The 17,341-nt window shown below is 72.3% G+C and carries 14 protein-coding genes; 7 read left to right on the forward strand and 7 right to left on the reverse strand.

Translation table 11 applies throughout. From position 1 onward, the window contains the following. Window positions 1-24: 24 nt before the first annotated feature. Window positions 25-2,403 (reverse strand): phosphoketolase family protein, encoded by a 2,379-nt coding sequence (locus tag ABT160_RS35415; protein WP_351652086.1) that lies wholly within the window; start codon window positions 2,401-2,403, stop codon window positions 25-27. 296 nt (window positions 2,404-2,699) lie between these two features. On the opposite strand from ABT160_RS35415, the gene ABT160_RS35420 reads away from it, so the two are divergent. Next, the gene (locus ABT160_RS35420; RefSeq protein ID WP_351652107.1) at window positions 2,700-4,025 is read left to right on the forward strand and encodes a GAF domain-containing SpoIIE family protein phosphatase; all 1,326 of its coding nucleotides are present in this window, start codon (window positions 2,700-2,702) and stop codon (window positions 4,023-4,025) included. Window positions 4,026-4,104: 79 nt separating this feature from the next. Here the strand turns inward: ABT160_RS35420 and ABT160_RS35425 are convergent, their stop codons facing one another. Then, on the reverse strand, window positions 4,105-4,701 hold the full coding sequence (locus ABT160_RS35425; RefSeq protein ID WP_351652087.1) for an NADPH-dependent F420 reductase: 597 nt from the start codon (window positions 4,699-4,701) through the stop codon (window positions 4,105-4,107). A 48-nt stretch (window positions 4,702-4,749) separates the two neighbouring features. Further along, on the reverse strand, window positions 4,750-5,583 hold the full coding sequence (locus ABT160_RS35430; RefSeq protein WP_351652088.1) for an inositol monophosphatase family protein: 834 nt from the start codon (window positions 5,581-5,583) through the stop codon (window positions 4,750-4,752). A gap of 136 nt (window positions 5,584-5,719) precedes the next feature. On the opposite strand from ABT160_RS35430, the gene ABT160_RS35435 reads away from it, so the two are divergent. Further along, window positions 5,720-6,637 (forward strand): LysR family transcriptional regulator, encoded by a 918-nt coding sequence (locus tag ABT160_RS35435; RefSeq protein ID WP_351652089.1) that lies wholly within the window; start codon window positions 5,720-5,722, stop codon window positions 6,635-6,637. A gap of 346 nt (window positions 6,638-6,983) precedes the next feature. Here the strand turns inward: ABT160_RS35435 and ABT160_RS35440 are convergent, their stop codons facing one another. Next, complete coding sequence (locus tag ABT160_RS35440) at window positions 6,984-8,483, reverse strand: FAD/NAD(P)-binding protein (protein ID WP_351652090.1); 1,500 nt, start codon at window positions 8,481-8,483, stop codon at window positions 6,984-6,986. Further along, window positions 8,462-8,776 (reverse strand): hypothetical protein, encoded by a 315-nt coding sequence (locus ABT160_RS35445; protein ID WP_351652091.1) that lies wholly within the window; start codon window positions 8,774-8,776, stop codon window positions 8,462-8,464. The genes ABT160_RS35440 and ABT160_RS35445 overlap by 22 nt, the downstream gene beginning before the upstream one ends. Before the next feature lie 639 nt (window positions 8,777-9,415). Between ABT160_RS35445 and ABT160_RS35450 the strand changes: the two genes are divergently transcribed. The 3 genes from ABT160_RS35450 (at window position 9,416) to ABT160_RS35460 (ending at window position 12,923) form a co-directional block, all read left to right on the forward strand. Next, entirely contained in the window at window positions 9,416-10,747 is a 1,332-nt protein-coding gene (locus tag ABT160_RS35450; RefSeq protein WP_351652092.1) for an NsdA family TPR-like regulatory protein, read from the forward strand. Between the two features lie 164 nt (window positions 10,748-10,911). After that, window positions 10,912-12,354: an MFS transporter gene (locus ABT160_RS35455; protein WP_351652108.1), complete on the forward strand. Its 1,443-nt coding sequence runs from the start codon at window positions 10,912-10,914 to the stop codon at window positions 12,352-12,354. A gap of 98 nt (window positions 12,355-12,452) precedes the next feature. Further along, a complete protein-coding gene (locus ABT160_RS35460) occupies window positions 12,453-12,923 on the forward strand; it encodes a MarR family winged helix-turn-helix transcriptional regulator (RefSeq protein ID WP_351652093.1) in 471 nt (156 codons plus the stop codon). Between the two features lie 66 nt (window positions 12,924-12,989). Here ABT160_RS35460 and ABT160_RS35465 read toward each other — a convergent pair whose 3' ends face one another. Both ABT160_RS35465 and ABT160_RS35470 read right to left on the reverse strand, forming a co-directional pair. Further along, entirely contained in the window at window positions 12,990-14,300 is a 1,311-nt protein-coding gene (locus ABT160_RS35465) for a HAMP domain-containing sensor histidine kinase (protein WP_351652094.1), read from the reverse strand. After that, entirely contained in the window at window positions 14,297-14,959 is a 663-nt protein-coding gene (locus ABT160_RS35470) for a response regulator transcription factor (protein WP_351652109.1), read from the reverse strand. The genes ABT160_RS35465 and ABT160_RS35470 overlap by 4 nt, the downstream gene beginning before the upstream one ends. Window positions 14,960-15,147: 188 nt before the next feature. Between ABT160_RS35470 and ABT160_RS35475 the strand changes: the two genes are divergently transcribed. Together ABT160_RS35475 and ABT160_RS35480 are read left to right on the forward strand one after the other, a co-directional pair. Then, a complete protein-coding gene (locus tag ABT160_RS35475) occupies window positions 15,148-16,581 on the forward strand; it encodes an ABC transporter permease (protein WP_351652095.1) in 1,434 nt (477 codons plus the stop codon). 5 nt (window positions 16,582-16,586) lie between these two features. After that, entirely contained in the window at window positions 16,587-17,306 is a 720-nt protein-coding gene (locus ABT160_RS35480) for an ABC transporter ATP-binding protein (protein WP_351652096.1), read from the forward strand. Window positions 17,307-17,341: the final 35 nt, after the last annotated feature.

Below are 17,341 nucleotides of genomic sequence, written 5' to 3' on the forward strand. Positions count from 1 at the left end.
CGAGAGGCCTGCCCGGGGGCGCAGTCAGCCGTCCCACTGCCACTGCACCACCTCGGGCAGGTCCGTTCCGTGTTCGCGGATCCACTGGTGGTGCCGGGTGCGCGCGTCCGTCATGGCCTGGCGTACTCCCGCGGCGCTGACCGCGGTGCCGGGGACCCGGTCGATGACGTCCATGACCAGGCGGTACCGGTCGAGGTCATTGCGTACGACCATGTCGAACGGCGTGGTCGTGGTGCCGGACTCCTTGTAGCCGCGCACGTGCAGGTTGGCGTGCCCGGTCCGCCGGTAGGTGAGGCGGTGGATCAGCCAGGGGTAGCCGTGGTACGCGAAGATCACCGGCTTGTCCGGGGTGAACAGGCCGTCGAACTCGGCGTCGCTCATCCCGTTCGGGTCCTCCTCGGCCGGCAGCAGGGTCGTCATGTCGACGACGTTGACGACGCGTACGGCGAGCTCGGGCAGGTGCCGGCGCAGCAGTTGGGCCGCGGCGAGCACTTCCTGCGTGGGTACGTCCCCGGCGCAGGCGAGCACCACGTCGGGCTCGCCGCCCCGCTCGGTGCCCGCCCAGTCCCACACGCCCGCGCCGCGTGCGCAGTGCGCGACGGCCGCCTCCGGGCCGAGCCAGTCGCCGCTGGGGTTCTTGCCCGCCACGATGACGTTCACCCGGTCGCGGCTGCGCAGCACCTGGTCGGCCACCGCCAGGAGGGTGTTGGTGTCCGGGGGCAGGAAGACGCGGGCGATGCGGGGGCTCTTGTTGAGGACGTGGTCGACGAAACCGGGGTCCTGGTGCGAGAAGCCGTTGTGGTCCTGGCGCCAGACGTGCGAGGTGAGCAGGTAGTTGAGCGAGGCGATGGGGGCGCGCCAGGGCAGTCCACCCGCGGTCTTCAGCCATTTGATGTGCTGGTTCACCATCGAGTCGACGATGTGCACGAAGGCTTCGTAGCAGGAGAAGAGGCCGTGGCGCCCGGTGAGCAGGTAGCCCTCCAGCCAGCCCTGGCAGAGGTGTTCGGACAGCACCTCCATCACCCGGCCGTGCGGGTCGAGGTCCTCGTCGACCGGGAGGGTGCTCTCCTGCCACGCCTTGCCCGTCGAGCGGTAGACCGCCTGGAGCTTGTTCGAAGCGGTCTCGTCTGGTCCGACGAGGCGGAAGTTCCGTTCGCCCGCCGTGTCGGCCATGACCTTGGCCAGGTAGTCGCCGAGCACCTCGGTCGGCGCGTGGCTGGTGGTCCCGGGCTTGTCGACCGGGACCGTGAAGTCCGCCAGGTCGGGCAGGGGCAGCGCGCGCAGGCGCAGCCCGCCGTTGGCGAACGGCGTCGCCCCCAGGCGCCTCGGCCCCTCGGGCAGGCAGGCCAGGACCTGTTCGGCGGGGCGGCCTTCGGCGTCGAAGAGTTCCTGGGGCCGGTAGGAGCGCAGCCAGCGCTCCAGGTGGGCGAGGTGCTCGGGATCCTCCCGAACGCCGGACAGCGGCACCTGGTGCGCGCGCCAGGTTCCCTCCACCAGCTCGCCGTCCACCTCGTGGGGGCCGGTCCACCCCTTGGGCGTGCGCAGTACGATCATCGGCCAGCGGACCGGGCCGGTGGCGGCGCCCGCCCGGGCGGCCCGCTGGTGTTCGCCGATGAGGTCGAGGGCGCGGTCGAACGCGGCGGCGAGCGCCTGGTGGACGCGGTCCGGATCGTCGCCCTCGACGTGGATCGGGACGTGCCCGTAGCCGCGCAGCAGGGAGTCGAGGTCGTCGCGGGGCATCCGGGCGAGGACGGTCGGGTTGGCGATCTTGTACCCGTTGAGGTGGAGCACCGGCAGTACGGCCCCGTCGTGGACGGGGTCGAGGAAACGGTGGGAGTGCCAGGAGGCCGCGAGCGGGCCCGTCTCCGCCTCGCCGTCCCCCACGACGCAGGCGACCAGCAGGTCGGGGTGGTCGAAGGCCGCCCCGTAGGCGTGGGCGAGGGAATATCCCAGCTCGCCGCCCTCGTGGATGGAGCCCGGGACTTCGGGCGCCACGTGGCTGGGCACCCCGCCCGGGAACGAGAACTGGCGGAACAGCCGCTCCATCCCCCGCTCGTCGCGGCTCACGTCCGGGTAGGTCTCGCTGTAGCTGCCCTCCAGCCAGGTGTTGGCCAGCACGGCGGGGCCGCCGTGGCCGGGCCCCCACACGCACAGCGCGTTCAGGTCCCGCCGCCTGATGACCCGGTTCAGGTGCGTGTACACCAGGTTGAGGCCGGGCGAAGTGCCCCAGTGCCCGAGCAGACGGGACTTGATGTGCTCGGGGCGCAGCGGCTCGCGCAGCAGCGGGTTGGACATCAGGTAGATCTGCCCCACGGCGAGGAAGTTCGCCGCACGCCAGTGCGCGTCCACCGCACGCAGCTCGTCGGCGGTCAGGGGCGTCGTGGCCCGGTCGGCCGTCGTCATGGTGAGCTCCATCGAAGTGTCGGGTTCCGATCGGCCGCGCCGGCGGACTGGGGTTCCGCAGCTCGTCCCGGCGGCGCGGCGGGGTCTCGTGCGACGGGTTCCCCCGCCGGGTGATCTACACCTCCGGGACGCGACCCCGAGGGCGCGGCGCCTGCCCCCGTGGTCCCTTCACCAGAGTTCACCGGAGCTCCGGAGCTGACGGGGGCGACTCGGTCGGGCGGCTGACACGGGGCGGGCACTGTGATGTGCTGGCCCCCGGATCGGGGGCGGGAGGTGTGGAGGGGTTCGTGGGAGAGGTGGAGTACCCCGCGGGAGCGCGCCGGGACGGGCTGCCCGCGGTGCTGGACGATCCGGCCAGGCTGGCGGCGCTGGAGGCCAGCGGAATGGTCGGCAGCGCTCCTGAGCAGGTGTTCGACGACCTGACGCGGCTCGCGGTGTCGGTGACGGGGTCGGCGATCTCGGCGATCACGTTCGTCGGGGACACCCGCACGTACTGGAAGTCGGTGCCGCACCTGCCGTACGGCGGCGTGGAGCAGTGGCAGAACGCGGTGGGCGAGAGCTTCTGCTACTTCGCCGTCGGGGCGGGCGGCCCGTTCGTCGTGGAGGACGCCGAGAAGGATCCCCGTACCGCCGGGCACCAGGCGATCGGCCCGTGGGGGGTGGGTGCCTGGGCGGGCTTCCCGATCACGACGACCGACGGCCAGGCGATCGGGACGCTGTGCGTCATCGACACCCGGCCGCGCGAGTGGCTGCCACAGGAGCTGGAGACGCTCGCGGTGCTGGCCCGGGCGGTGTCCAACGAGATCAACCTGCGCATCTCCCTGCGCACCGCGCAGGCGGCCCTGGAGCGTGCCCGCGGCGCGCTGGCCACCTCGCGGGAGCTGGCCCGCAGCCTCCAGGACAGCCTCCTGCCCCCGGTGCTGCGCCCGGTGCCGGGCATGGACGCCTCGGCCTGCTACCTGGCCTACGCCGGCGAGGCGGAGGTGGTGGGCGACTTCTACGACCTCTTCCACGCCCGCGGGCCGTGGTGGACGGCCGTACTGGGAGACGTCTGCGGCCACGGGACGGAGGCCGCCAAGGTAACGGCCCTGGCCCGTTACACGCTGCGCGCCGACGCGGGCGACCACCTCTCCCCCGCCGTCGTGCTGGAGCGGCTGAACACCGCCATGCTCGCCCAGCGCGCCCCGCGCTACCTGACCGCCGTGCAGGCCACCTTCCGCACCACCCCGGCCGGCGCGGCCGGACGGCTGTGCCTGGCCGGACACCCCCCGGCCCTCATCCGGCGTGCCGACGGCCGCGTCCAGCGGACGGGCGTCCCCGGCACGCTGCTCGGCACCATGCCCACCGTGCGCCTCACGGACGTACGGTTCCGACTCGCCCCCGGCGACCTGCTGTTCCTCTACACCGACGGCGCCTGCGAGGCACGCCCCGACCCCCGCAGCGCTCTGCCCCACCGGCCGCCCTTCGACGAGAAGGCCCTCGCCCAGGCCCTCGCCGACACCCGGGGCATGGACGCGGCCACCACCAACAGCCACATCAGCGACGCCCTGGCCGCCCACCACGGCGGCTGGGCCAGCGACGACACCGCCTTGCTGTCCCTGCGGGTGCCGCCGGGCCCCTGATCGTACGAAGGTGCCGAGGTGACCGTACGAAGGTGCCCGGGGAGCCGGCCGATCCGGCTCTCGGGCCACCTGGGTGCCTTCAGCGGACGACCGATATCGCGAAGGGCGCGAATCCGCTGGAGCGGATCACGTGCGGGACGAACAGGATCGCGGCCTCCGTGGCGCGCGCGGTCCTGATCCCGCCCAGGTCCGTGATCCACTCCTCGCGCCAGCCGAGGTCGGCGAGCAGCTCGCGGACCGTCCGCTTGGCCTCCGGGTCCTCGCCGGAGAGGAACGCGGTGGGCGCCTGTGCGAGCGTGTCCGGCGCCGTCATCACCGGGAAGAGCATGGTGTTGAGCGTCTTGACGACGCGCGTGTCGGGCAGGGCCTCCTGGAGCTGCTCGGCCAGGCTCGTACCGGGGTAGATCAGGTCGGCGGGCAACCCGTCGGGTCCGTCGACGGTGGCGTTCGAGACGTCGACGAGGATCTTCCCGCTCAACTCCTCGCGCAGGGCGGTGAGTCGGTCCAGCGAGCCCTCGCCCGGGGTGGCGTTGACGACGATCCGGGCCTCCCGGACGGCCGCGGCCGCGGCGCCCGGCGCGCGGCCGGTCGCGGTGACCTCGTGCCCGGCTCGTGAGAGGCCCTTGGCCAGGTTGCCGCCGACGCGGCCGTTTCCGAGAACAGCGATCTGGGTCATGGTGAACTGCCTTTACGTGGAAGTGGAATGGGGTGCGGTTCGGGTCGGTCAGCGGGAGAGCGTGGCGACGGCCTGCGCGTGCACACCGGGCGCGGCGGCTACGAAGCTCGCGCTCCGCGGGGTCCAGGGGCGGCCCTCGGCGTCGGAGAGCCGTCCGCCCGCCTCGGTGACGAGCAGTGCCCCGGGCAGCAGGTCGGCGCGGGCGCCGGCGAACTGCCAGAAGGCGTCGATCCGGCCCGCGGCGACGTTCACCAGGTGCAGGGTCGCGGGCACGGAGGTGCGGACGACGAGCGCGTTGAAGAGCATCGCGGTGATGGAGGAGCCGACGCGCCGTACGACCTCCTCGTCCTCGTCGGGCCGGGCCTGGCTGGTGGCGACGATGCCCAGGCCGAGGTCCTCGGTCGGCGAGACGTGCAGCGGCCGGCCGTCCAGGAAGGCGCCGCCGCCGGTGAGGGCGGTGTAGGTCTCCCCCGTGAGGGGCAGGTGGACCGCGGTGAGCACCGGGAGGTTGTCGCGGACGAGGGTCGCGGTCACGGCCCAGTCGGGCAGGGCGTGCAGGTGGTTGACGTTGCCTTCGGCCGGGTCCACGACCCACCACTCGCCGGAGGGCAGTTCGCCGCCGTCCAGCTCGTCCTCCACCCAGCCCGCGTCCGGGCGCAGTTCGGTGAGGCGGGGGCGCAGGATGTCGAGGGCCGTGTCGTCGTTGGCGGCGAGCGCGCGCATCAGCTCGTCGCGGGTGGCGTAGCGCACGACCTCCCCGAAGCGCTCGCGCAGTGCCGTACCGGCGTCGCGTACGGCACTCGCGGTCCGGTCGAGCAGCTCGGCGTCGGAGAGGGACGCCTGGGAGGCAACGGCGTTGGTGGTCTGGGGCGTTGCGGACATGGCGGTGCTCCTGTCGTGAGGAGGGTGGTTGAGCCGGTGGGGCCGGTCAGGTGGTGCGCTTCGTGCTCTGCTCATGAAGGTAGGCAGTCGCTCGATTAACTTCAAATGCATGTTATGAACGCATAGGATTACTTCCATGCAACTGGATCTGAACCTGCTCGCCGCCCTCGACGCACTACTCGAAGAAGGCAGCGTCGCCGGGGCCGCCGAGCGGATGCACGTCACCGCCCCCGCGATGAGCCGGAGCCTGGGCCGGATCCGCCGCACGACCGGGGACCAGATCCTGGTCCGCACCGGCCGCACGATGACCCCCACGCCGTACGCGATCGCCGTCCGGGAGCAGGTGCACGAGCTGTTGCACCAGGTCCAGGGCGTCCTGGCGCCGAGCCGTGACGTCGACCTCGCGACGCTGGAGCGCACCTTCACCCTGCGCTGGCACGACGCCCTGGTCTCCCTGAGCGGCCCCGCGCTCCTCGCCGCCGTACGCGCGCAGGCACCCGGTGTGCGGCTGCGCTTCGTCGCGGAGTCGAGCGTCGACACCCCCGGGCTGCGCCGCGGCGAGGTGGACCTGGAGGCGAACGCCAACCGGCCGGGCGCACCCGACATCCGCGCCGAGAGCGTGGGCGAGACGCACCTCGTCGTCGTGGCCCGGCGGGGACACCCGCTCAGCGTCGGCGGGGCCCTCACCGCGGAGCGGTACGCCGCCGCGGAGCACGTCGTCGTGTCGCGGCGGGGCAACCTCGGCAACGCCCTCGACGCCGCCCTCGCACACCTCGGCCTGACCCGGCGCGTAGTGGCGGCGGTGCCCACGGAAGCGGCCGCGTGGGAGTTCGCGCGTCACTCCGACGTACTGGTCAGCGCCCCCGAGGCGGTGACCCGGTCAGCGGTCGCCGACCTCGGCCTGGTCGTACTCCCCCTGCCGCTCGAACTGCCCCCCGCGCCCATATACCTGTCGTGGCACCAGCGTTACGACACCGATCCCGCCCACACCTGGCTGCGGGGCCTGGCGCGCACCGCGCTGGCCGCGGGCGAGGCGTTCACCGAGGGGACGTGACCGGCCGTCCCGTGCGGCGGTTCGTCTCGGTGCGGCGCAGGAACACCAGCGCGTGGCCGAGCGCCCAGAGCAGCGTCTTGTCACGGGGGCCCTTGCCGACGGCGGTGGAGAGCCGGTAGGCGTCGGCCTCCAGACGCGCGCGCGTAGCAGGTGTCCAGGCGCGCGAGTGCGCGTGCCTCCGTCTCGTGGATGGTCGTGAGGGTGTCCCCTTCCTTGGCCGGGTTCCTTGGTCGGTTGCCTGATGGCATGTCTGTTGGCTTGTTCGGAACGGGTGTTGTGGGAGTACGGATGGCTGCGCGCGGGAGTGTCCGGGCGGCCGGTCGCGCGGGAGCTCCCGGCGGGGGGCTCAGGCGGGGGACATCGCGAGCTGGTGCTCCAGGGCGGCGGCGAGCTCGTGCGCGCGGGCGACCAGGGCCGGGATGCCGAAGGTGAACAGGAACGTCCCGAGGGTGATGTCGCCGAGGGCGTAGAGCCGCGGATCGGGCCCGTGCGGGGTGAGCAGCTGGTCGGTGCGCGGGTCGGCGCGCAGCCCGCCGTGCGGGTGCGGGACCGCCAGGCCGCCGCTGATCAGGGAGTTCACCAGGGGGTGGGCCGCGCGGGGCACGCAGTCGGGGGCCCTGCCGCAGGCGTTGACGAGGTGGTCCACCGTCACGCGGGTCCCGTCGGCGGTGTCCAGGGCGTGGCCGCCCCGTGTGCCGGGGGTGACGCCGGCCAGCCCTCGGTGGAGCCTGAGCCCGCCTTGCGCGGCGAGGCCCAGCAGGGTGTTGGCGCTGCGCGGGGACATCGGGCAGCACAGGCTCATGATGGTGCGCTGGTGTGCGCGGAGCAGCTGGGCGCGGTCGTCCTCGCGCAGCCGGGACCAGAGCCGGGGACCGAGGTAGGGTGCGACGCCCTGGAGCAGGCGCAGGGCCGAGAGCGGCTCGGCCGCTCCCTCGAGGTGGCGTTGCAGGCGGCGCACGGGAGGTTCGGATGCCGCGGTGCGGAACTCGCGGGCGAGGTCGGCAGGGTCGGTTCCGGCCGCCGTCAGGAGGTCGCCGACCCAGGCGGCCGCCCGCGACCAGCGCAGCCCCTCGTCACCACTGTCGGGCAAGTCATTCCAGCCCGAGGGGAGTTGAGGCAGACCCTCGACCGGGTACGGACGCACGCCGGGCAGGGTCCCGGTGCGCGAGACCATGCTGATGGGGCCGCGGTGGCCCTGCTCGCGCAGGGCGACCACCACGTCGATCGCGGTGAGTCCGCACCCGAGGATGCCCACGTGTGCGGTCGCGGACAAGGGCGCCAGCGTTTTACGCAGGGGGTAGGGGTCGTGGGTGAAGTCGCGCCGTCCGGAAAGCTTGTACGCGTCCTGGGGGCGGTCGCCGCCCACGGCGAGCACGACCTGGTCGAAGAGTTCGGTGCGGGCCGTGGAGGTGCGCAGGAGGATTCCGTCGTCCTCGCTCGCGGCGTGGGTGACCTGTTCGCGGTGGACGCGGACGTCCCATCCCCGGCGCATGAGCGTGTCGAGCGCGTCGAAGGCGCACGCCTGGAGGTACTCGCCGTAGACGGGGCGCGGCGGGTAGCGCAGGCCGCCGTGGACGGGATCGCGCTCCTCGGTGAACAGGTCGCGCACGTCCAGCCACTGGAGGAAGTCCCGCGGGTTCTCGTGTCGTACCGACATCCCCCCGGGCACGGCGTTGGTGCGCGCACAGTCGGCGTCGGGCTGGTAGGCGCGTCCCCGCCACAGCAGGGAGGAGGGGTCGAAGACGGTGAGCGAGGCGGTGGGCAGGTCGCGCCGGGTCAGCTCGTTCAGCAGGCAGACGGCGGCGGCTCCCGCACCGATGACGGCTAGCGAAGGGCGCTGGGACACTGTTCCTCCTCCACATGGACCCGTACGTACTGGTCCGGTTCGGGCGCCGTTCCGGCGGCGGGCGTTACGGGCTCGCCCTGTTCGGCCACACGGGTGGCGCTGTGGGGGAGGGTCGTGTCGCGGGTCAGTTCGCGGGCGCCCAGGACGGCCAGGCTCATGCCCATCAGGCCCGGGAGCAGGCTGGGGGCGTGAGCGCACAACGCGAACCCGTTCAGCCGCACCTGGAACGAATCCAGCGCGGAACGCGCCGCTATGGGCAGATCGTTTGGAGTCGGATAGCTGATGCGTGTCATGGAATTCCTCCGTGAACTTTCCTCGCGGACACTGCCCGGACAGGTCCGACGTCGAGCACTGCCGTCTCGCTCGAAGACCGGAAGCGGCGCGCCGGACGGGCGGTGAACGCTGCGGGCCGCGGACCTGACGCGCCGTTGATGCGGGGCGGGGAACTCTTCCGAGAATCCACTTGGTCCAGTCCGGACCCATGACGGGCAAGCGCTTTCAGCCGCCAACGACCGTCCATTCAGCCAAAGCGGCGCGGGCCGGTCAACAGCCCTCACAGGATTCACGATTCACGTGGTGAAACTTTGTGCCCTTGTGAAGGGACGGTTGCCCGACCCTCCATTTCGCGCCAAGACGACTTTCCGCCTCTGGCCCGATTCCTCCTCGGGAACGGCTGTGAACGATGCATCCATGGGGATTTTGCTACGCGCGTCACTCCTGGTGCCGATGTTCCTCTCCCAGGGCCGGAACACGAGGGCGGCATCCCGCTCCGCGGCGACCGAATATGCGCGGCGCATAACGGGGGTGGCGTTGCCCCGCCCGCACCCGGGGCAGGAGTCGAGCCAGGACGCGGTGCCGCCGACCGCCAGCGTTCCCGCCACGGGCCCGCACACCGCACGGGCCCGCCCAGAGCGCGAACACGAGGAGGAACGATGACCCGCGGCGCATCGAGGAACAACCGGCTCACCCACGTGCTCAGGCAGGAAGCACGGTGGAGCAATGCCGACCTCGCCCGGGCCGTCAACGCCCTCGGCCGCACCCAGCACCTGGAGGTGCGCTACACCCGCAGTTCGGTGGCGCACTGGCTGGCCGGCACCCGCCCCCGCCCGCCGGCCCCCGGCTTGCTCCTGCAAGTGCTCGGAGCGCGTCTCGGCCGACCCCTGAGCGCCGCCGACATCGGCCTGGGCGAAGCACCTACCCCCCTCACCCCACCCTGCCAGCTGGTCCAGGACACCCCGGCCACCGTGCGCTGCCTCTCCGCGCTGCTCGGCTCCGACTCGGCCCCGGGGTGCCGTACGGACTCACCGGCCGGCTGTTACACGCCGCCCAGCACCCAGACCCTCCGCCTCGCCCTGGCCGGCCTCGACTCCCCCGCCCCGTCCGACCACGCCCGTGACCGTGCGGGGATCGAGGAACTCCACGCGATGGTCGGGGCCTTCGCGGGATTCAACGAACGGTTCGGCGGAGGCAACGTCCGCCTGATGCTCACCCACTACCTGCGCGGACAGGTCGCCCCGCTGCTCAGCACCCGTCCGGACGAACCCGACCTCTTCAGTGCCGCCGCCCAGTTGACGCACCTGCTCGCCGACATCTGTACGGACATCACCGCGCACGCCACCGCCCAGCGCTACTACCACCTCGCCTACGGCCTCGCCCGCCACGCACGCGACCGTCACCAGGCCGCCATCACCCTGAGGGCCCTCAGCGCCCAGGCCACGCTCCTGGGGCACCCCGGCGACGCCCGTCTGCTCGCCGACGCCGCCCTCGACGCGGCCGGGCGCACCGCCCCCAAGGCCGTCCAGGCCTTCCTCTACGCCCAGCAGGCCCTCGCCCATGCCTGCGACCGTCGGCCGGCCGGCGCACTCACCGCCCTCCACGCGGCCGAACGAGCCCACGACTCGGCCACCGGTGAAGGCCCTTTCCACCACTACCCCCGCTCCGCGCTGGACTACCAGCGCGCCCAGGTCCTGGCCACCCTGGGCGACCGCCGTCACGCCCACCACGCCTACCGGTCCTCCCTCGCCCGGCGCCTCCCCCAGCAGCACCGCCCGCTCGCCCTCACCCACGCGCGCTGCGCCCACAACCTCCTGCGTACCGGACACCTGGAGGAGGCCTGCCACCACTGGAACCACTTCCTGGACCACCACCGCCACCTCCACTCACACCTCGCCCAGCACGAACTGGCCCTGCTCGCGCAGCACTTGACACCCCACCGCACCCAGCCCCACGCCGCCGACACCCTCGCCCGCGCCCGTCAGCACTGAAGCCGCCGCGTCGGGGACGCGAGGCCGGACGCGGTTGACAGCCGTACGGCACTACCGGCTACGCTCCACATTGCTAAGAATATTGATAATCAATGATCTGAGGTAATGTGGACGTCGTACCGAGCCCCGAGCCGTACCGGTGGCGGTGGCTGATCCTCGTGGTGATGATCGTCGCGGAGGTCATGGACCTCCTGGACGCGTCGATCGTCAACGTCGCGGGGCCCGCGCTGGAGGAGTCCCTCGGTGCCGGTTCCGTCGGCCTGCAGTGGGTGATCGGCGGCTACGCCCTCACGCTCGGGGCGGGCCTGGTCCTGGGCGGTCGGCTCGGTGACCGCTACGGGCGGCGCCGGATGTTCCTGACCGGCCTGGCCGCCTTCACGCTCAGCTCGCTGCTCTGCGCCCTGGCCCCGAACATCGAGTCGCTGATCGCCTTCCGGCTGCTCCAGGGGACCGCGGGGGCGCTCCTGCTCCCGCAGGGCCTCGGGCTGCTGCGCGAGAACTTCTCCGGACCCGAACTCACCAAGGTCTTCGCGGTGTTCGGCCCCGTGCTCGGCCTCGGCGGCATCGTCGGTCCCGTCCTGGGCGGCTTCCTCATCGAGGGCGACTTCTTCGGCCTGGGGTGGCGCTCGGTGTTCCTGGTCAACCTGCCCATCGGGCTCGCCGCGCTGGCCGTCGCGGCGGTGTTCGTCCCGAGGAAGGACGGCGACCGTTCCGTACGCATCGACCTGGTCGGCGCGGGCCTGGTCGTGGCGGCCTGCGCGCTGCTGGTGCTCCCGCTCAACCAGGGGCAGGAGGCCGGCTGGCCGCTGTGGACCTGGCTGTGCATGGCCGCGTCCGTCGTCGGCTTCGCCCTCTTCGCGCTGCGGCAGCGACGGGCCGCCACCGCCGGCCGTGAGCCCCTGGTGAACCCGCGCCTGCTGCGCAAGCCCGCCTTCACCGTGGGGCTCGGGGGCATCGCCCTGTTCTTCGGCGGGCTGATCGGCACGCAGCTCGTCCTCACGCTGTTCCTCCAGATCGGCCAGCACTTCAGTGCCGGGGACGCGGGCCTGGGCAACCTGCCGCTCGCGGTGGGCACCGCGATCGGCGGCGCGATCAGCGGCGCGTTCCTGGCCGACCGGATCGGCCGCGCGGTCCTCCAGATCGGCCCGCTGACCCAGCTCGCCGGTGCGGCGCTGCTCTGGTACGAGCTCGACGGCCTCGGCACCGGGTCGTTCTCGATCTGGGACATCGCCCCGGGCGTGGCGGTGGCCGGTGTCGGGGCGGGCATGGTGATCGCCGCGCTGTTCAGCTTCATCCTCGCCGCGGTCGACGACGACGAGATCGGCTCCGCCTCCGGCGTCCTGTCCGCCGTGCAGGCCGTCGGCGGCTCCATCGGCGTGGCGGTCTTCGGCTCGGTCTTCTTCGCACGGGCCGAGGCGGGCGACTTCTCCGGCGGCTTCCACCACGCGCTGCTCGTGCAGGCGTGCCTGCTGGCGGCGTTCCTGGCCATCACCTTCCTGCTCCCGAAGAAGGGTCGGCCCGAGGACGAGCAGCACGGCGTCACCGGCCCTTCCGCCGCAGGCGGCGGCTCCGCCGACTCCGGGGCGAGGCAGGGCGCCCCGGTGTGACGCTCCGGTCCGGTGTCGCGCGTCATGATGGGTTGCCAACGCCTTCAGCGATCGCCCTGAGCAGTCGCCTTCAGCAACCGAGGAGCAGGTTCCACGCGATGACCGCCGACCGTCCCAGTGATCCCCCGTCCACGCCCCCGGCGGAGGGCCCCCTCCGCGAACAGCTGCGCAACCTGACCCGCCGCCAGCAGCGGTTCGAGCGGTACCTGAGCCGGAAGATGCGCGTGGACCTCGCCGGGCTCGCGGTGATGGACCGCCTCGTCAGCGCCGGACCGGCGACGCCGAGCCAGCTGGCCCGCGAGCTCAGTACGTCGACGGCGGCGATGACGCTGGTCGTCGACCGGCTGGCGGACGGCGGACACGTGACCCGGCAGCCGCACCCCAGTGACCGGCGCAAGGTGCTCGTGACACCGGCGGAGGAGTGGGAGGGGGCCGCGTACGAGCACGTCGGGCCCCTCGTCGACGGCATCGGCGAGATCACCGAGGCCATGACCGACCAGGAGCGGGCCACGGTGGCGGCTTTCCTCCGGCGGGCGGTCGCCGCCTACGACCGGGCGACCGAGGGGTAGCGGACGCGGAGGCCGCTCCCCGCCCTGGTCCCCGTCGCTGGCCGGAGCCCCGCAGGGTGGGCCCGGTCAGGCCGGTTCCGTCAGCGCGGGCAGCGAGACGCGGACCGTCAGCCCGCCCGTCGCGTTGGCCCGCGCCTCGACGGTGCCGCCGTGGGCCTCGGCGATCGCCTGAACGAGCGCCAGCCCGAGTCCGTACCCGCGGGCGCTCTCCACGCGCGTGTGGGCCCGGTAGAAGGGTTCGAAGAGCTTCTCCACGGTGGCCGGGTCGACGCGCGGGCCGCTGTTGGCGACTTCCAGCAGGACCCGGTCCGCGTGCTGTCCGTCGCGGTCGCAGGTGGTGGGGGCGACCGTGACGGTCACGTACGCGTCCGGTTCGCGGGTGTTGTGCTTCAGCCCGTTCTCGGTGAGGTTGACGATCAGCCGTCGCAGCAGGGTCGTACTCCCCCGCACCGCGCAGTCGGGGTCGTCGGCGACCAGGGTGAGGGCCGGTCCGCCGGGAGGCGCCGCGTGCAGGGCGGCGACGGTCTCCTCGGCGAGCGCGGCCATGTCGACGGGGTCGCTGTCGAAGGTGATGTGTTCGGTCTCCGCGAGACGCAGGAGTTCCCGGACCACCCGGATGTTGCGCTCGTTGGACTCCGTCAACATGGGCGCGACTTCGGCGAGTTCCTCCGGCGAGGGGCGGTCGCCGAGCATCTGCAGGGCCGTCTTGGTGGTGGACAGCGGGGTGAGCAGCTCGTGGGCGGCGTTCGCCGCGAAGCGCCGGTGGGAGGCGAGCGAGTTCTCCAGGCGGGAGAGCGTGACGTCGAAGGTGTCGGCGAGCCGGCGCAGTTCGTCGTGCGGGCCGGTGGCGTTGATCCGGTGGGACAGGTCGCCGTCGGCGGCGCGGGTCGCGGCGTGGTTGAGGTCCTCCAGAGGGGCGAGGAGCCGGCGCGAGAGGCGCCGGCCCAGGAGCAGGCCCCCGGTCGCGACGACGAGGACGCCGCCGATCGACACGGCGAGGACGGTGGACCACACGTCCTCCTTGGTACGGATCCCCGAGCTGTCGGGCAGGTGCACGAGTCCGCCGGGGCTCGGGGAGGCGGTGCTGCCCTGGCCGGCGGGCGGGGAGGGGGTGTCTCGGTCCACGGGGGCGACCGGCTTGGCGGGTGCGGCGTTGCTGCCCGGGGGGACGACGACGGGGGTGGTGAAGTCGTACGTGGGCAGCCAGCGCATGCCCACGTAGATGGTCGCGACCATCAGGGCCCCGCACACGGCGAGGGCCGCGCCGAAGCCGATGGTGAGCCGGGCGTGGATGCTGAGCGTGCGGGCACCGTGCCGGGAGGGCGCGCTCGCGGCGCGGCCGGTCCGGTGTCCGGCCCACCGGCCCCGCTGTCTCACTGCGTGCCCAGGCGGTAGCCGGTGCCGGTGACGGTCTGGACTATTTTCGGCGCGCCGAGCTTGCGGCGCAGGGTGTGCACGACCAGGCGCACCGCGTTCCCGCTGTGGCCGCCGTCGCCGTTCCATGCCTTGTCCTGGAGGAACGCGCTGCTGACGGCTCCGCCGTCGGCCCGCAGGAGCAGTTCGAGGACCGCGATCTCCTTCGGGGTGAGCCGGATCTCCGCGCCGCCGCGGGTGACCTGCTGGCGGTGCACGTCGAGGGTGAGGTCGCCGTGGGTCAGGACGTGGGGGTGGGCCATCGGGCCGCGCCGGTCGAGGGCGCGCAGCCGGGCGACCAATTCGGGCAGGTCGAAGGGTTTGGCGAGGTAGTCGTCGGCGCCGAGGCCGAAGCCGGTCACCTTGTCGTCGAGGCTGCTCGCCGCGGTGAGCATCAGGACGCGTACGCCGAGGTCCATCTCCAGCACGCGGCGGCACACTTCGTCGCCGTGCACGAGGGGCAGGTCCCGGTCGAGGACCATCACGTCGTAGTCGTAGATCCGGACCAGCTCCAGCGCCCGGGCGCCGTCCGTCGCGGTGTCGGTGGCGATGCCCTGGCGGGCCAGGCCGAGTTCGAGCAGCCGGGCCATCGGTGCCTCGTCCTCCACGATCAGTACGCGCACGCCCCTGGCCTGTTCCTTCGCTGAGAGTTCCATGAGGATGCCGGGCCGTCCCCCAGGACCACAGCATCTTGATTACCGGACATATCCATATCTACCGCATGCGGTATTTGAGCGGTGTATGAGACCAAGGTCCCGGGTCGAAAGGCATCACATAAAGGGGAAATACCCGCCCCCTTAGCGTCGTTGGCATGAATCTCTTCAAACGTGCCTGCTGGCGCCTGACCGGGCAGTTGGGCAAGACCCTGATGATGGTCGGCCTCTTCACCGTCATCTGCACCCTGGTCCTGTCCGGGTTCCTCATCAGGTCCGCCGCCGCGCGCGCCGCCGACGACGCCAAGCGCAAGGTCGGTGTGGTCGCCACCATGCAGCTCGACGTGAACGCGCTGATCGCGTCGGGTGGCGGCAACGAGGGAGGCGGGGGCGGCCAGCCCGGCACCATCGGCGCCAAGGGCGAGCTCCACCAGAGCGTCGTCGACAAGATCTGCAAGTCCTCCGCGGTCACCGGCTGCAACTACTCCGTCGAGAGCGTCGGCCGCGCGAGCGGGCTGAAGCTGCACCAGCCTGTGCCGCCGCCCGCCGGGCAGGACGCCTCCGGCACGAACTTCTTCTCCGCCGCCGGCATCCGCGACCAGAAGGAGGAGAAGGACTTCCGCAACGGCGACGCGAAGATCGTCTCCGGTCGGGGCATCACCCCGGACAGTGCCAAGAACGAGATCGTCATCGAGGAGCGCGTCGCCAAGGACAACAAGGTCAAGGTCGGTGACGTCGTCACGCTGAAGGTCGGCGAGGTCCCGGCGACCGGACAGCGCAGCGAGGCCGACGTGTCGTACAAGGTCGTCGGCATCTACAAGAGCGGCACCGTCGACACCGGCTCCTACGTCCCGGCCATGATGGACCCGGCCAACAAGATCTACATGACCCCGAGCGGCAGCTCCGTGCTCCAGGGCAAGGCGGCCGGCAGCGAGGGCGACCTCAGGACGGCCACCTTCAGCCTGAAGAGCCCCGACGACCTCGATCAGCTGAAGAAGGACGCCGAGGCGGCGGGCGCCGACGGGAAGATCTTCCCGGTCACCGTGAACGACAAGCAGTACAAGGCGCTGGTCGGACCCATCACGCGCACCGCGCAGTTCGCCACCATCACCGTCTGGCTGGTGGCCCTGGCCGGTACGGCGATCCTGGCCCTGATCATCGCCTCCTCCCTGCGCGAGCGGCGCAAGGAGCTGGGCATCCTGCTGGCGCTGGGCGAGAAGAAGCCCCGGCTCATCGGCCAGCACCTGGTGGAGATCGTCGCCTGTGCGCTGGTCGCGATCGGGATCGCGGGCGCGGCCTCCCAGGCCCTGGCCCAGCCCATCGGCGACAGCCTGCTGGCGGGCGAGGTGTCCTCGGCCAAGGAGGACGCCGCCAAGCAGACGCCCGAGCGCGACCCGTCCGACCCCAACGGGGGGATGAAGGACAACGGCCCCGAGATCAAGCCGGTCGACTCCCTGCAGGTCAAGGTCGGCCCCGCCGACATCGTCCAGGTGGGCGTCCTGGGCCTCGGGATCGCCGCCGTGGCCACGATCCTGCCCGGCATCCGCGTGATGCGCCTGACCCCCCGCGACATCCTCACGAAGGGCGACTGACCACCATGACCACCGAGACCGCCACCGCCGGCACCCCCACGGAGACCGGTCCGGCCCTGCTGGAGATCTCCGGCGTCAGCCGCACCGTCACCGCCCGCAACCGCCGCCGTACGCTCCTCAAGGACGTCAACCAGAGCTTCGAGGCCGGGCGCATGTACGCCATCGTCGGCCCGTCCGGCTCCGGCAAGACCACGCTCCTCTCCCTCGCCTCCGGACTCGACGCGCCCACCACGGGCACGATCCGCTTCCAGGGGCGCGACATCTCCGAGATGGGTCTCGGCCGCTACCGCAACCGGCACGCCGCCACCGTCTTCCAGTCCCTGAACCTGATCACCTACATGACCGCGGTGCAGAACATCACCTCCGCCATGGAGATCACCGGCGTCAAGTCCCGCCCGGGCGCCCGCAAGCGCCGCGCCGTGGAACTCCTGGAACTGCTCGGCGTCGAGCCCACCGAGCACCACCGCCGCACCCTCCAGCTCTCCGGCGGCCAGCAGCAGCGCGTCGCCATCGCCCGGGCCCTGGCCTGCGAGGTCGACGTCCTCTTCGCCGACGAGCCCACGGGCGCCCTGGATCACGAGACCGCCGAGAGCATCGTCGAGGTGTTCCGCAAGCTCGCGCACGAGGACGGCAAGTGCGTCATCCTCGTCACGCACTCCCGCGAGGTGGCCGCCGCCTGCGACGAGGTGCTCCAGCTCAAGCGGGGACGCCTCGTCCCGGCCTGACCGGCCATCCGGCCCGACGGGTCATCAGGCACGAC

Origin of the sequence: Streptomyces sp. NPDC001941, assembly GCF_040296945.1 — a bacterium.
In the GTDB taxonomy this organism is placed as follows: Bacteria; Actinomycetota; Actinomycetes; order Streptomycetales; family Streptomycetaceae; genus Streptomyces.

Excerpts from the sequence above, each read along its gene's own strand:
- ABT160_RS35480 (WP_351652096.1), top strand. The coding sequence starts at position 16,587 with ATGACCACCGAGACCGCCACCGCCGGCACCCCCACGGAGACCGGTCCG.
- ABT160_RS35460 (WP_351652093.1), top strand. The coding sequence starts at position 12,453 with ATGACCGCCGACCGTCCCAGTGATCCCCCGTCCACGCCCCCGGCGGAG.
- ABT160_RS35415 (WP_351652086.1), bottom strand. The coding sequence starts at position 2,403 with ATGACGACGGCCGACCGGGCCACGACGCCCCTGACCGCCGACGAGCTG.
- ABT160_RS35425 (WP_351652087.1), bottom strand. The coding sequence starts at position 4,701 with ATGACCCAGATCGCTGTTCTCGGAAACGGCCGCGTCGGCGGCAACCTG.
- ABT160_RS35455 (WP_351652108.1), top strand. The coding sequence starts at position 10,912 with ATGATCGTCGCGGAGGTCATGGACCTCCTGGACGCGTCGATCGTCAAC.
- ABT160_RS35475 (WP_351652095.1), top strand. The coding sequence starts at position 15,148 with ATGAATCTCTTCAAACGTGCCTGCTGGCGCCTGACCGGGCAGTTGGGC.
- ABT160_RS35445 (WP_351652091.1), bottom strand. The coding sequence starts at position 8,776 with ATGACACGCATCAGCTATCCGACTCCAAACGATCTGCCCATAGCGGCG.
- ABT160_RS35430 (WP_351652088.1), bottom strand. The coding sequence starts at position 5,583 with ATGTCCGCAACGCCCCAGACCACCAACGCCGTTGCCTCCCAGGCGTCC.
- ABT160_RS35450 (WP_351652092.1), top strand. The coding sequence starts at position 9,416 with ATGACCCGCGGCGCATCGAGGAACAACCGGCTCACCCACGTGCTCAGG.
- ABT160_RS35435 (WP_351652089.1), top strand. The coding sequence starts at position 5,720 with ATGCAACTGGATCTGAACCTGCTCGCCGCCCTCGACGCACTACTCGAA.